Origin of the sequence: Paracoccus broussonetiae (assembly GCF_031854425.1) — a bacterium.
GTDB lineage: Bacteria > Pseudomonadota > Alphaproteobacteria > Rhodobacterales > Rhodobacteraceae > Paracoccus > Paracoccus broussonetiae.
Window position 1 is genome coordinate 145437 of the sequence record NZ_JAVRQI010000012.1, and the last position, 13284, is coordinate 158720.

Consider the following 13284-nt stretch of genomic DNA (forward strand, 5'->3'; position numbering starts at 1 on the left):
GCCGTCAGGCAGCCACAACCAGCGCGAGAAGCGTTGCGCCTTCGCCCATCTGCTGGATTGCGCCCAGAACATCGCCAGTCTGCCCGCCAAGCAGGCGCCGCGCGTGGCGCGCCAACAGGGCCTGTGCCGCGGCGCAGACCAGCGGGGCCAGAAGGATCGCGGTCGGTGTCATTCCTGCGAGCCACGCGCAGCAGATCAGCAAGGCAAGCGCAAGCGCCACGGCACACGTCGCGCCACGGGCAGTCACTCTGCCTGCGCTGCGGCCAAGGCCGTCGGGACGTGCCGGCACCATTGCGGCCAGCGCCACCGCCATTCCGGCCCGCGACAATACCGCAGCTGCGACCAGCGCACCCGCCGCAAGCAGCGGAGCCGCCTGCCCCAGCTGCGCCAGCGCCGCGACGCGCAGGCCCAACATCAGCACCAGCGCCAGGACGCCATAACTGCCGATGCGGGAATCACGCATGATCTCAAGCCGCCGCTCTTTGGTCGGGCCTCCGCATCCGTCGGCATAGTCCGCCAGCCCGTCCTCGTGCAGCGCGCCGGTCAGCCGGATCAGCAGGGCGACAGCAAGAATCGCAGCGATCAAGGGTGACATGCCCAGCCCCAGCGCGGCATGAAGAAGCAGGGCCGCGGGCAGCGCCACGGCCAGTCCGGCCAGCGGAAAGGCCCAGGCGCAGGCCGACAGCGAAGGCAGCGGATCGGGCAACAGCCGCATCACGGGCAGCCGTGTCAGCCAGACCAGTGCGGTCAGCGCCTCGGACCGGCGGTCAGCCAATGCCGGCTTCTGCAAAGGTCGCCATGCCGTCATGGCATTCCAGCGCAGCCCGCAGGATCATCAGCGCGACTGCCGCGCCCGAGCCCTCGCCAAGGCACATGTCCAGCATGACGACCGGCTTCTTCTTCATCACGGCCACCAGACGGCGATGGCCCGGCTCGGCGCTTTCATGGCCGATCAGGCAATGGTTCAGCGCGTCGCGGTCGTTAACCAGCAGCACGCCCGCCGCCGCCGAGCAGATGAAGCCGTCAAGAATGACGGGAATGCCAAGCTCGCGCGCGCGGATGACTGCGCCGCAGATCGCCGCCTGCTCCCTGCCCCCGAACGATCCAAGGATCGAGGCCGCGGTTGCGGCGCCCTTGTGCCGTTTCAGCCCGGCATCGACAGCCTCGATCTTACGGCGAAAGGTGTCGCCGTCGGCGCCGGTGCCGGGACCGACCCAATCGGTGGCCGTTCCCCCGAAGGTCGCTGCGGCCAGCGCCGCCGCGACGGTCGAGTTCCCGATCCCCATCTCGCCCAGCAGGATCACGTCCGCATCGGGATCGACGGCGTCCTTGCCGGTCTGGATTGCGCCGACAAGGTCTGCGACATCCATCGCCATGCCTTGGGTGAAATCCGCGGTCGGGCGGTCCAGATCCAGCGGGATGACCTGCAGATCCGCCCCGGCGACGCGGCAAAGCTGGTTGATCGCGGCTCCGCCCTTGCGGAAATTCTGGACCATCTGGGCGGTGACTTCGACAGGATAGGGATTGACCCCCTGTGCCGTCACGCCGTGGTTCCCGGCAAAGACCAGCGCTTGCGCCCGGTCGATCCGAGGTCTTTCCCGACCTTGCCAACCGGCCATGAAGATCGCCAGTTCCTCAAGCCGGCCCAGCGATCCCGGGGGTTTGGTCAGTTCGGCCTGACGCGCGCGGGCGGCCGCTGCGGCCGATTCGTCGAATTGCTTCAAGGCGTTCCTCGTTCCGGTTTCAGGCGCAGGGGAAGGCCGCTGACAGCCATCCAGACCTCATCAGCGATAGCGGCTATGGATTGGTTCATCCAGCCATGTTCGTCGCGAAATCGCCGCGCCAGCTTATTATCGGGCACGATTCCCAAACCAAGCTCGTTCGTGACCAGAACGACCGGCCCCTGTTGGCGGCGCAAGCCGTCGCAAAGGGCCGCGACGCGAGGGCCGGGATCGCCCGCCGCCATCACGTTCGACAGCCACAATGTCAGGCAGTCCACCAGTCTTGGCGTCCGGCCGTCGTCGCTGCGCTGCAATGCGCCGACAAGGTCAAGCGGCGCTTCCAGCGTGGTCCAGCCCGCGTCCCGCCTTGCGCGATGGGCTTCGATACGCTGCGTCATTTCGTCATCCCATGCCTCGGCCGTGGCGATATAGACGCGTGGACCCGGAGCCCGCGATGTCATTGATTCCGCGAGTTGAGACTTGCCGGAACGCGCGCCGCCGGTCACCATCGTGATGCGTGGGATGCTTGTCATGACCGAGTTGTTTCACATGCGGCAGCATCGGGAAAGCCGCAATCGCGCTTGCTGCCTGACAGGTTCCACGCCAACGTTGACTTTCGCCCGCGGTGGAGGACCGCGGCGACAATAACATCTTCAGAGAGGTTTCAATGAAACGCCTGTTCCTGACCACGGCCCTGACCCTCGGTCTGACCGCGCCCGCCTTTGCCGTTCAGCCGGCCGCGGGCGAGAAGCTTGCCGAGAACCAAACCTATACCTTCTGGCTGCTCGACGCGATCAAGACCTCGGATCCGCACAAGAACACGGATGTCGAAGGGTCGGACATCATCCGCCAGCTGTTCGAAGGTCTGCTCAACGAAGATGCCAAGGGCGCGCCGATTCCGGGCGTCGCGACATCGTTCGACCTGTCGGACGACAAGATGACCTATACTTTCCACCTGCGCCCCGAGGCGAAATGGTCGAATGGCGATCCCGTCATCGCGGGCGATTTCGTCTATAGCTGGCAGCGCCTCGCCAATCCCGAGACCGCGTCGGAATATGCCTGGTTCATGGAGCTGATGAACGTCGAGAACGCGACCGCCGTGGTCAAGGGCGAGAAGAAGCCCGAAGAGCTGGGCGTGAAGGCGGTTGACGATCACACGCTGGTGGTCAAGCTGACGACCCCCACCCCTTATTTCCCCAAGATGGTGACCCATGCCTCGACCTTCCCGGTCAATCCGAAGGTCGTCGAGGCCGAGGGTGACAACTGGACCCAGCCCGGCAAGCTGGTCGGCAACGGCGCCTATGTCCTGAAAAGCCACGATCTTGGCGTTCAGATCAGCATGGACAAGAACCCCAACTATTGGGACGCCGCCAATGTCGTGATGGAGCATATCAAGGGCTTGACCGTGAACGACAACAACGTCGCCCTGACCCGCTTCCAGGCCGGTGAGCTTGACCGCGTGCAGATCCCAGCCGGGCAGTACCCGCGGCTTGAGAAGGAGTCGCCGAACGAGGCGATCTCGATCCCCTATTCCTGCACCTATGCCTATCTCTTCAACCTGCGCGACAACGGGCCCGAGGCGCTGAAGGATGTCCGCGTCCGCAAGGCGCTGTCCTATGCGATGCAGCGCGATGTCGTGGTGAACCAGATCCTGCAGGGCGGCCAGAAGCCGGCCTATAACTGGACCCATTGGGCGATCGAAGGCTTCAAGATGCCCGATATCGACTATGCCAAATGGACCCAGGCCGAGCGGCTGGAAAAGGCCAAGGCGCTTCTGGCCGAGGCAGGCTATGGTCCCGACAAGCCGCTGAAGCTGACGCTGCAATACAATACCGATGAGAACCACAAGAAGATCGCGGTCGCGGCGCAGCAGTTCTACAAGCAGCTGGGCGTCCAGATCGAGCTGAACAACGTCGAATGGAAGGTCCATACCGACCGCCTGCAATCGGGTGATTTCCAGATGGGCCGCTATGCCTGGTGTGCGGATTACAACGAGGCCTCGACCTTCCTTGATTATTTCCGAACCACGGGGATGAACTACGGCAAATATTCGAACCCGGCCTTCGACAAGCTGATGGACGAATCCAAGACGTCGGAGGATCCGAACGCACAATACACCGCTGCCGAGCAGATCCTGGCCGAGGACATGCCCCTGATCCCGATCTATCAATACGCCAAGGTCGACATGATCCGTGACGACATCAAGGGTCTTCCGACCGAGAACGTCATGAACGACTGGTATGCGAAGGACATCTACCGCATCCAGAAATGATCCAGCCCGGTGGCGGTCCCCGTTTCGGGACCGCCCCGCGGTTGTCGTCCGGCACCTCGTTTCAGGAACCTGTACGTGTTCGGTTACATTCTCCGGCGCATCGCCGTCGCCATCCCGACGCTGCTTCTGCTGATCGTCGTTTCCTTTCTGCTGATGCATGCCGCACCCGGCGGTCCCTTCACGCAGGAACGCGCCCTGCCCCCGCAGGTGCTTGCCAATCTGAATGCAAAATACGGGCTGGACGATCCGCTATGGCGCCAGATCGTCAACTATGTCTGGGGCATCGTGGCGCATTTCGATTTCGGCCCCAGTTTCGTCTATCCCGACCGCTCGGTGAACCAGATCATCGCCGCGGGCTTTCCGGTCACGTTGACATATGGCGCGCTGTCTTTTGCGGCGGCCGTGCTGGTCGGTGTCTCGCTGGGGGTGACGGCGGCGATCCGGCAAAATTCGTGGATCGACTATCTTGCCGTCGGAACCTCGATCGGGGCGCAGGTCCTGCCCAACTTCGTGATGGCACCGATCCTGGTCCTTGTCTTCACGCTGTGGCTGGGCTGGCTGCCGGGCGGAGGATGGGGCGGGCCGATCTTCTGGATCATGCCCGTCATCGCCATGTCGACAAGCTTCATGGCCTCGATCGCGCGGATCACGCGTTCCTCGATGCTGGAGGTGCTTGGCTCGAACCACATCCGCACCGCGCGGGCCAAGGGACTGCCGGAGCGCAAGGTGATCCTGCGCCACGCGCTGAAGCCCGCGCTGCTGCCGGTGATCTCGTATCTGGGTCCAGCCTTCGTGTCGATGATCACCGGGTCGGTGGTCGTCGACATGTATTTCTCGACCGGAGGCATCGGGCGCAGCTTCGTCGATTCCGCGCTGAACCGCGACTATGCGGTGATGATGGGGATCACCATCCTGGTCGGCGCGCTGACCATCCTTTTCAGCCTTGTGGTTGACGTGCTTTACGCGTGGATCGACCCGAAGATCAGGTACTAGGCCATGATCGACACCCAACAGATGAACTCTCTGGCGGCCCGCATGGCCGAGGCCGAGGTCAAGGGCCGCAGCCCCTGGGCCGATGCCCGCCGCCGGTTCCGCCGCAACAAGGCCGCCATGGTCAGCCTGGTCGTGCTGGTCGTGGTCATCCTGTTCGCCATCTTCGGCAGCCATCTTGCCGCCTGGTCGAACGAGGAGATGGATTTCTCGGTCATGGGTCAGGCCGCGCAGCTTGGTGCGCCGTCCTGGGCGAGCGGCCATTACTTCGGCACCGACGACCTGGGCCGCGACCTGTTCTCGCGCACGATACAGGGCACGCAGGTCTCGCTGATGGTCGGGCTGATCGGCGCGGGCATTGCCGTGGTCGTCGGTACACTTTACGGCGCGACGGCGGGTTATGTCGGGGGCCGGACGGACGCTGTGATGATGCGGATCGTCGATATCCTGCTGGCTATCCCCTATATGTTCGTGCTGATCCTGCTGCTGGTCGTCTTTGGCCGCTCAATGTCGATGCTGTTTTTGGGAATCGGCCTAATCTCTTGGCTCGAAATGTCTAGAATCGTTCGTGGTCAGACTCTTAGCTTGAAGAACCGAGAATTTATCGAGGCCGCGCGGGCGACCGGCGTTCCGGGGTGGAAGATCATCATCCGGCATATCGTCCCGAACCTTCTGGGCGTGGTCGCGGTCTATGCGACGCTATTGGTGCCGCTGATGATCCTCTCCGAAAGCTTCATCAGCTTCCTTGGCCTTGGCGTGCAGGAACCCCTGACCTCATGGGGGGCGCTAATCTCGGAAGGTGCGGGCACCATGAACTATGGCACGCTGTGGCAACTGGCCTTTCCGCTGTTCTTCTTCTGCATCACGCTGTTTGCCTTCTTCTTCGTTGGAGACGGGCTGCGCGATGCGCTGGACCCGAAGGATCGCTGAGATGAGCCTTTTGCAGATCCGCGACCTGAACGTCCGTTTTACCACTACTGATGGCGAGGTCTCGGCGGTCAATGGCATCGACCTCGACCTGGCGCGGGGCGAGACGCTGGGAATTGTCGGCGAATCCGGTTCGGGCAAGTCGCAACTCGCCTTTTCGATCATGGGGCTGCTGGCCCGGAACGGCCGCGCCACCGGCTCGGTCAGCTTCGACGGCACCCAGATCCTGAACGCGCCTCCGACGATCCTGAACCGCATCCGCGCGGAACGCATCGCCATGGTCTTTCAGGATCCGATGACCAGCCTGAACCCCTATATGCGCGTATCGGACCAGATGGCCGAGGTGCTGGTCCTGCACAAGGGCATGACCAAGCGCGAGGCCGTGGCGGAATCCGCCCGGATGCTGGAGGCGGTCAAGATCCCCGATGCGCGAGGCCGGATCGGGCTTTACCCGCATGAATTCTCGGGAGGTATGCGCCAGCGAGTAATGATCGCGATGGCCCTGCTTTGCCGCCCCGACCTGCTGATCGCGGACGAGCCGACGACTGCGCTGGACGTCACCGTGCAGGCCCAGATCATGGAACTGCTGGCCGACCTGCAGCGCGAATTCGGCATGGCAATGATCCTGATCACGCATGACCTGGGTGTCGTCGCGGGGTCCTGCGAACGGGTGATGGTCATGTATGGCGGCCGGGTGATGGAGCGCGCGCCGGTCGATCCGCTCTTTGCCGATCCTGCCCATCCCTATACGCAGGGCCTGCTTGCCGCGATCCCGCGCGTGGATCAGAAAGGCGATCAGCTTTCCGCGATTCCGGGCAGCCCGCCCAACATGACCCATCCGCCCGCGGGCTGTCCCTTTGCCCCGCGCTGCGCCTATGTCATGGACGAATGTCGCGTTCAGATGCCTCCGTTGATCGGCTTCGCAGCGGACCGGGAACGCGCCTGCCACGCGACACTTGCGACCGTGCGCGGCGGGCATGCACCGCAGGCGGATTTGCCAGAACCCGCCGCCGCCGACCTGGCCGAAGAGACGTTGTCCGATCCCCGTGACTGGGTGCCGCAGGGTGCCATCCTGGGCACCGGCGCCGCCGGAAACCCGCAGGAGCCTGCAGATGACCGCTAGACCCCTGATCTCGGCGCGCGACCTGCGTGTCACATTCGAACTTCCCGGATCGGGTGATCTGCCATGGACGCCACCTCGATTGCTGCAGGCGGTGGGCGGGGTCGATTTCGACCTGATGCCGGGCGAGACACTGGGCATCGTCGGCGAATCCGGCTCGGGCAAGTCCACTCTGGCCCGAGCCCTGATCGGGCTAGTCCCGTCGACGGGCCGTGCCATCTGGCAGGATGGCACCAACCTGATCGGACTTTCGCCCCGCAAGATGCTGAAATACCGCAGCGAGATCCAGATGGTCTTTCAAGACCCGCTGGCCAGCCTGAACCCGCGCATGACCGTGGGCCAGATCATTGCCGAGCCTTTGACCACGCATCACAAGGGTCTGGGCCGGGACGAGGTCAAGCGTCGCGTCAAGGACATGATGGACCGCGTCGGCCTGTTGCCGAACCAGATCAACCGCTATCCGCACGAATTTTCGGGCGGTCAGTGCCAGCGGATCGGTATCGCACGTGCGTTGATCGTCCAGCCCCGGCTGGTAATCTGTGACGAGCCAGTTTCGGCGCTGGACGTCTCGATCCAGGCGCAGGTCATCAACCTGCTGGCCGAGCTTCAGCGCGATCTGGGCCTTGCCCTGATCTTCATCGCGCATGACCTGTCGGTGGTGAAGCATATCTCGGACCGGGTGCTGGTGATGTATCTGGGCCGGGTCATGGAACTGGCCGATGCCGAGGTGCTGTATGGATCGCCGCAGCACCCCTATACGCAGGCGCTGCTTTCCGCCGTTCCCATACCCGATCCGCAGTTGGAGCGGCAAAAGCGGATGATCCCGCTGAAGGGTGAGCTGCCTTCGCCCATGAACCCGCCCTCGGGCTGTGTGTTCCGAACGCGTTGCCCCCGCGCCCAGCCCCTTTGCGCGGCCGAACGCCCCGTGCTGCAAGGCGCGGCGCATCTGACGGCCTGCCACTTTCCGGGCGCATTTCGACCCGAGGAACTGGTGCAAATCGTCTGATGCAAAAATGAAGGACCCGGCGCACAGGCCGGGTCCCCGCTTTCCATCCCTGTCAGTTTCTTGTTCAGGCCGCGCCCAGAAGGCGGGCCATTTCATCACGCAACTCGGCCAGCTCGAACGGCTTGGCGATGAAGCCGTCAGCCCCCAATTCCATCCCCCGCCTGCGCTCGACAACCGAGCCGCGGGCCGTCATCAGCAGCACGCGGATGTCGCGCAGGCCAGGATCGGCACGCATCGCCTCGATGATCTCATAACCCGAAACATCGGGCAGCATCACGTCCAGCAGCACGAGATCGGGGCGGTTGCCACGGATCACGCTGAGCGCCTCGGCGCCGCTGGCCAGGCGCTGGTGGCGGTGGCCCGCGCGGGCCAGAAGGAATTCCAGTGCGAGGGCGATATTGTCCTCGTCCTCGACGATCAGGATGTTTGCCATCATCAGGCCCGGTTGGAAAAGGTCCGGGCCCGCTGTCGCAGGCCCGGCAAGGCGGTCGTCAGTCCTTGAAGATGTCTTTCTTGTGGGTGCCGTTCGGAACGAAGATCGCCCCGATCACCACCGTGCAGGCCGCAACGATGATCGCATACCACAGGCCTGCATAGATGTTCCCCGACTGCGCCGAGATCGCAAAGGCGGTCGCAGGAAGCAGGCCACCGAACCAGCCGTTGCCGATGTGATAGGGCAGCGACAGGCCGGAATAGCGGATACGGGTCGGGAACAGTTCGACCAGCATGGCCGCGATCGGGCCATAGACCATCGTCACCAGGACGATCAGATAAGTCAGGATCAGCACCACCGAGAGTTTCTGGATGGTGAAGATGTCGAAGAAGTGGTTGGCCTTGGCGACGGTGGTGTTCGCCTCGGCGGTCAGCGGATAGCCGGCGCCGCTCAGCGCGGCGTTCACCGCCTTTTCGAAGCCGGATTTGGCTGCGGCCAGGTCGGCGCCGGTCAGCGTTGCCGCGTCATAGGACGGGATCACGGTATCGCCGATCTTGACCTCGGCCACGCCACCCGTGGTGGCTGCACTTACGGTTTCATAGTTCACCGAAGATTTCGCAAGCAGCGCCTTGGCGATGTCGCAGGACGAGGTGAACTTGGCCGTCCCGGTCGGGTTGAACTGGAACGAGCAGGTGTCCAGGTCGGTCGAGACGGTGACCGGCGTCATCTGCGCGGCCGCCAGAGCCGGGTTCGCGGTCTTGGTCAGGATGTGGAAGACCGGGAAATACGTGATCGCGGCCAGAAGGCAGCCCCCAAGGATGATCGGCTTGCGCCCGATCTTGTCCGACAGCGCGCCGAAGAACAGGAAGCCGCCGGTGCCCAGGATCAGCGACCACGCCACGAAGACGTTGGACGAGAAGCTGTCGACCTTGACCACGTTCTGGATGAAGAACAGGGCATAGAACTGGCCGGAATACCAGACGACTGCCTGGCCCGCCGTCAGGCCCAGCAGGGCGATCAGGGCGATCTTGCCGTTCTTCCAGGTACCGAAGGCCTCTTTCAGCGGGGCTTTCGACTGCGCGCCTTCTTCCTTCATCTTCTTGAAAGCCGGGCTTTCGTTCATCTGCAGGCGGATATACAGCGAGATCCCCAGCAGGAAGATCGAACCCAGGAATGGGATCCGCCAGCCCCACAGGTCAAAGGCCTTGATCATCTTGGGCGTGCCGTCCGCGTTCAGCACAGCCTGGCCGGTCGCATCCAGAACCGGCGTCGGATCCCAGTTGCCGTTGATATAGCTTTGCACGATCAGGATCACGATCAGCGACAGCAGCAGGCCCAGCGTCGCCGTGGTCTGGATGAACGCGGTGAAGTAGCCGCGCTGCCCCTGGGGCGCGTGTTCGGCCACATAGACCGCGGCACCGCCATATTCGCCGCCAAGCGCCAGGCCCTGCGCCATGCGCAGGATGATCAGGATGACCGGCGCGGCAACGCCCCAGCTGCTATAGCCCGGCAGCAGGCCGACCAGGAATGTCGAAAGACCCATGATCAGGATGGTGGCAAGGAAGGTGTATTTCCGTCCGATCAGGTCGCCCATTGCGCCAAAGACCAACGCGCCGAAGGGCCGGACGATGAATCCAGCCGCGAAGGCCAGCAGAGCAAAGACGTTGCGCGTGGCTTCGGGGAACGAGGTGAAATACTGCGCCCCGATGATCGCGGCGAGCGAGCCATAAAGATAGAAGTCATACCACTCGAAGATGGTCCCCGCCGAGGAGGCAAGAATGACCTTCTTCTCCTCGGCGGTCATGGGGCGCGAGCGGGTGCTCGCCACATCCGTCTGATTATATGCCATATAGGCTCCTCCCTGTTGCCAGTCTCCTCTGACCGGCTGTTGTCGGATTGAACGGGACCGTCCCCTGCCGCGGCATGGCCGCAGGGCTGATGAGGGGTCCTGCCCTCCTCGATGCTGGTAGTCCGCACTTCCTGCGGTTCTTCAGTTCCCGTGTCCGAAAACCTCCCCCTTCGGGCACGGCCTTCTGCATGGGACGCAGCGCGATCAGGCCTGCGTCAGCCGGCTTTCTGCCGGCGGATGCACCGGGCCATGGGGCCCGGTGCCACGTTCATTACGGCCGGTTCATCCGGTTCTCGATCAGATCGTCGACCACTGCCGGTTCGGACAGGGTCGAAATGTCGCCAAGCGCGCCATAATCGTTTTCCGCGATCTTGCGCAGAATGCGGCGCATGATCTTGCCCGAGCGCGTCTTGGGCAGGCCGGGCGCCCACTGGATCAGGTCGGGCTTCGCGATCGGCCCGATTTCGGTGCGGACCCAGGTTTCCAGCTCGCGCTTCAGCTCGTCGCTGGGATCGACCCCGTTCATCAGGGTGACATAGGCATAGATGCCCTGCCCCTTCAGGTGATGCGGATATCCGACCACTGCGGCCTCGGCGACCTTTTCATGGGCGACAAGGGCGCTTTCCACCTCGGCCGTGCCCATCCGATGGCCCGAGACGTTGATCACGTCATCGACCCGACCGGTGATCCAGTAATATCCGTCCTCGTCCCGGCGGCAGCCGTCGCCGGTGAAGTAATAGCCCGGATATTGCTGGAAATAGGTCTCCATGAAACGCTCGTGGTCGCCCCAGACGGTGCGCATCTGGCCGGGCCAGCTGTCGGCGATGCAAAGCACTCCCTCGGCCGGATTGCCCTTCAGCACCTCGCCGGTCTGGGCATCCAGCACCTCGGGCTTGACCCCGAAAAAGGGCAAGGTCGCCGAGCCTGGTTTCGCCTCGATCGCGCCGGGCAGCGAGGTGATCATGTGACCGCCGGTTTCCGTCTGCCACCAGGTATCGACGATCGGGCAGCGCCCCTTGCCGACATGCTTGTCGTACCAGACCCAGGCCTCGGGGTTGATGGGCTCACCCACGGTGCCCAGAATGCGCAGGCTGGTCAGGTCATGCTTGTCGACCCATTCCGGTCCCTGTCCCATCAGCGCGCGGATGGCGGTGGGGGCGGTATAGAACTGCGTGACCTTGTGCTTTTCGCAGACCTGCCAGAAGCGGCTGGCGTCGGGCCATGTCGGCACACCCTCAAACATCACGGTGGTTGCGCCATTGGCCAGCGGTCCATACAGGATATAGCTGTGGCCGGTGACCCAGCCCACATCCGCGGTGCACCAGAAGACGTCGCCGTCGCGATAGTCGAAGACGTATTTGAACGTCATCGCCGCATAAGCAAGATACCCGCCCGAGGTATGAACGACGCCCTTGGGCTTGCCGGTCGAACCCGAGGTATAAAGGATGAACAGCGGATCCTCGGCGTTCATCGGCCGCGGCGGGCATTCAGGGCTGACTTCGGACATCAGCTTCAGGACGTCGACATCGCGCCCCTCGATCCATGTCGTCTGGTCCCCGGTATGCTTGACGACCAGGCAGCGCACCCGATCCGAGCAATGCAGAAGCGCAGCGTCGGTGTTGGACTTCAGCGCCGTGCGCCGGCCGCCCCGTGGCGCGGTATCAGCGGTGATGACAAGCTTTGCCCCGCTGTCATTGATGCGGTTGGCCAGAGCGTCCGGAGAAAATCCTGCGAAGACAACGGAATGCACTGCCCCGATCCGCGCGCAGGCCAGCATCGCATAGGCCGCCTCGGGGATCATGGGCATGTAGATGACGACCCGGTCGCCGCGCATGACGCCCTGGCTCAGCAGCACGTTGGCGAAACGGTTCACCCGGTCCGACAACTCGGCATAGGTGATGTGGCGGGTCGGTGCCGTCGGATCGTCGGGTTCGAAAATGATCGCGGTCTGGTTCGCGCGCGTCGGCAGGTGGCGGTCGATGCAGTTGACCGCGACGTTCAGGATGCCGTCCTCGAACCACTTGATCGAGACCTGGCCCATCGTGAAATCGGTATTCTTGACGATGCTGTAAGGATGGATCCAGTCCAGCCTCTTGCCCTCGCGCGCCCAGAATCCTTCGCTGTCAGAGATGGATTCGTCATAAAGGCGTTCGTAATCCGCGGCGTTCACCAGCGCATCCTCGAAGCCGGCGGGGATCGGGTGTTTGGCAGTATTCTCAATGGACATGGCGGGCCTCCTCTACTCGCTCGTCGAAGGCCTCGCAGGCGCACCACTCCCCCTGGCACGACCGTTTCCTGGCAAGGCTCCGGTTGTGCGATACGTTAATACCAACCTGACATGTCCGTAAACCTTTTTTTCATAACGACAATTTTGTAAATTAATTCACTGCGTGGTCGGTGAAATAGTAAAACTTTGACAAAGCGAGCAATGGCCTTGCATCGGCTTAAACACAATGCTGAAACTCTCGTCATGGAAACCAACCCGATCCGCCCGACCGACGATCAGGCGCGCGAACTGGCCCGGCGGCTGATCGCGCAGATGCGGCATGCCGCCCTTGGAACGCTGGATCCGGAAAGCGGCATTCCCCTTGTCACCCGCATCGCGGTGCAAGCGGATGCGGACGGCACGCCGCTGGCGCTGCTGTCGGGACTTGCCGCGCACAGCCGAGCGCTGGCCGCCGATCCGCGCGTCGGATTGCTGGTCACGGACGACGCCGCGGCCAAGGGCGACGCCATGACCCATGCGCGCTTGTCGATCCTCGCCAAAGCCGAACTGGCGCCCCCTGATCCACAGCGCCGCGACCGCTGGCTAGCCCGCGATCCCAAGGCCACGGTCTATATCGACCTGCCTGATTTCCGCTTCTGGCGGTTGGTCCCGGTGTCGGCCTTGCTGAACGGCGGCTTTGGCCGCGCCTTCCACATCCAGCCGGCGGACATGGTGAAACCCCCGGTGGCCTAAGGCCACC

General features: G+C 63.4%; 11 protein-coding genes and 1 pseudogene. 6 read left to right on the plus strand and 6 right to left on the minus strand.

Translation table 11 applies throughout. The features are described from left to right. Window positions 1–4: 4 nt before the first annotated feature. The 3 genes from cobS to cobU are packed head-to-tail and all read right to left on the minus strand — an operon-like array spanning window position 5 to window position 2254. A complete protein-coding gene (gene cobS, locus RM190_RS16120) occupies window positions 5–775 on the minus strand; it encodes an adenosylcobinamide-GDP ribazoletransferase (RefSeq protein WP_311760485.1) in 771 nt (256 codons plus the stop codon). Continuing rightward, window positions 768–1724 carry a nicotinate-nucleotide--dimethylbenzimidazole phosphoribosyltransferase gene (cobT, locus tag RM190_RS16125; RefSeq protein ID WP_311760486.1) on the minus strand — a complete coding sequence of 319 codons (957 nt, stop codon included), beginning with the start codon at window positions 1722–1724 and terminating at the stop codon, window positions 768–770. Before cobT ends, cobS begins: the two co-directional genes overlap by 8 nt. Beyond that, window positions 1721–2254 carry a bifunctional adenosylcobinamide kinase/adenosylcobinamide-phosphate guanylyltransferase gene (cobU, locus tag RM190_RS16130; protein WP_311760487.1) on the minus strand — a complete coding sequence of 178 codons (534 nt, stop codon included), beginning with the start codon at window positions 2252–2254 and terminating at the stop codon, window positions 1721–1723. The genes cobT and cobU overlap by 4 nt, the downstream gene beginning before the upstream one ends. A gap of 134 nt (window positions 2255–2388) precedes the next feature. Here cobU and RM190_RS16135 point away from each other — a divergent pair, with 134 nt between their 5' ends. From RM190_RS16135 to RM190_RS16155, 5 genes and pseudogenes are all read left to right on the plus strand, one after another. Beyond that, on the plus strand, window positions 2389–3993 hold the full coding sequence (locus tag RM190_RS16135; protein WP_311760488.1) for a peptide ABC transporter substrate-binding protein: 1605 nt from the start codon (window positions 2389–2391) through the stop codon (window positions 3991–3993). Window positions 3994–4068: 75 nt separating this feature from the next. Continuing rightward, window positions 4069–4986, plus strand: coding sequence for an oligopeptide ABC transporter permease OppB (oppB, locus tag RM190_RS16140; RefSeq protein WP_311760489.1), 918 nt, complete (start codon window positions 4069–4071; stop codon window positions 4984–4986). Window positions 4987–4989: 3 nt separating this feature from the next. Then, window positions 4990–5913 (plus strand): ABC transporter permease subunit, encoded by a 924-nt coding sequence (locus RM190_RS16145; protein ID WP_311760490.1) that lies wholly within the window; start codon window positions 4990–4992, stop codon window positions 5911–5913. Window position 5914: 1 nt separating this feature from the next. Further along, window positions 5915–6877, plus strand: a pseudogene (locus RM190_RS16150) (oligopeptide/dipeptide ABC transporter ATP-binding protein); the annotation flags it as partial. A 145-nt stretch (window positions 6878–7022) separates the two neighbouring features. After that, the gene (locus RM190_RS16155) at window positions 7023–8036 is read left to right on the plus strand and encodes an oligopeptide/dipeptide ABC transporter ATP-binding protein (protein WP_311760492.1); all 1014 of its coding nucleotides are present in this window, start codon (window positions 7023–7025) and stop codon (window positions 8034–8036) included. Window positions 8037–8100: 64 nt separating this feature from the next. Here the strand turns inward: RM190_RS16155 and RM190_RS16160 are convergent, their stop codons facing one another. The 3 genes from RM190_RS16160 to acs all read right to left on the minus strand — a co-directional run bounded on the left by RM190_RS16160 (window position 8101) and on the right by acs (window position 12545). Beyond that, on the minus strand, window positions 8101–8469 hold the full coding sequence (locus RM190_RS16160; protein ID WP_311760521.1) for a response regulator transcription factor: 369 nt from the start codon (window positions 8467–8469) through the stop codon (window positions 8101–8103). Between the two features lie 58 nt (window positions 8470–8527). Then, window positions 8528–10318 carry an MFS transporter gene (locus RM190_RS16165; protein WP_311760493.1) on the minus strand — a complete coding sequence of 597 codons (1791 nt, stop codon included), beginning with the start codon at window positions 10316–10318 and terminating at the stop codon, window positions 8528–8530. Window positions 10319–10589: 271 nt separating this feature from the next. Then, the gene (gene acs / locus RM190_RS16170) at window positions 10590–12545 is read right to left on the minus strand and encodes an acetate--CoA ligase (protein WP_311760494.1); all 1956 of its coding nucleotides are present in this window, start codon (window positions 12543–12545) and stop codon (window positions 10590–10592) included. Between the two features lie 243 nt (window positions 12546–12788). On the opposite strand from acs, the gene RM190_RS16175 reads away from it, so the two are divergent. Continuing rightward, on the plus strand, window positions 12789–13277 hold the full coding sequence (locus tag RM190_RS16175; protein WP_311760495.1) for a HugZ family pyridoxamine 5'-phosphate oxidase: 489 nt from the start codon (window positions 12789–12791) through the stop codon (window positions 13275–13277). The last annotated feature ends 7 nt before the right edge of the window (window positions 13278–13284 follow it).